Below are 710 nucleotides of genomic sequence, written 5' to 3'. Positions count from 1 at the left end.
GTTTATGTACTTAGTGAACTCCTGTGCAAAGAATAAGCTTGAAGTACTAGCTGTCTTTTCTACGCATAAAAAAGCAAGCTCTATAGAGAGCTTGCCGCTGTTTTACATATCATGTCCGCTATTGTGTTTTTGGCGAGAATGCTTACGGTTTTTTACTTTATGAGATCCGCTTAGCGGTTCTGGCTGTCCAGAATTACTTTTTGGCGCATTTCTTCTGATGTCTTTGCTGCTGTTTTTGTTCATAGTTAAAGCCTCCCTTTCATTTATTAGGGTAGGATAGTGACAGGGAATTTATCCGATGAAAAATTCCCCTTTCTAAAAATAGGTTTAACAAAAACAGGAAATGGGAACAGAAAAAAAGCGTCATATATAATGACGCCTTCTCGTTAGATTTCATGGAGTTAAACGATTTTGCTTTTCTAACTAGTGATTAGTATATCCAATAAGAGATTGTTTTATTGATTTTTTTTGCGTTTTTTATTATTTTGTTTCTGTTGTTCCGTTAATGGTTCATTTGAAAACTCTTCATTATAACCCGCTCCTTTTCCTTGAGCGCTAGCCGCGTTAGCTCCAGGAATGACGTGGTTTGACTTACGTTTAGCCATGTTGAATCACCTCCGTTTCTAGCATGCGTAAAAATCAATGAAATATGAATTATTAGAAAAATAAAAGGAGAATGGAAAAAGGTTATAAGTGAAACTTATGTTAAT

The 710-nt window shown here is 35.4% G+C and carries 2 protein-coding genes; both read right to left on the bottom strand.

The annotated features are described in order from the left end of the window. Positions 1-102 precede the first annotated feature (102 nt). A complete protein-coding gene (locus AC1DRF_RS30970) occupies positions 103-243 on the bottom strand; it encodes a small acid-soluble spore protein P (protein ID WP_013057256.1) in 141 nt (46 codons plus the stop codon). A gap of 212 nt (positions 244-455) precedes the next feature. Then, on the bottom strand, positions 456-605 hold the full coding sequence (gene sspO, locus AC1DRF_RS30965; RefSeq protein ID WP_013083371.1) for a small acid-soluble spore protein O: 150 nt from the start codon (positions 603-605) through the stop codon (positions 456-458). Positions 606-710: the final 105 nt, after the last annotated feature.

The sequence above is a fragment of the Priestia sp. P5_B4 genome (assembly GCF_056400385.1).
This window is presented reverse-complemented; position numbering and strand designations above follow the sequence as displayed.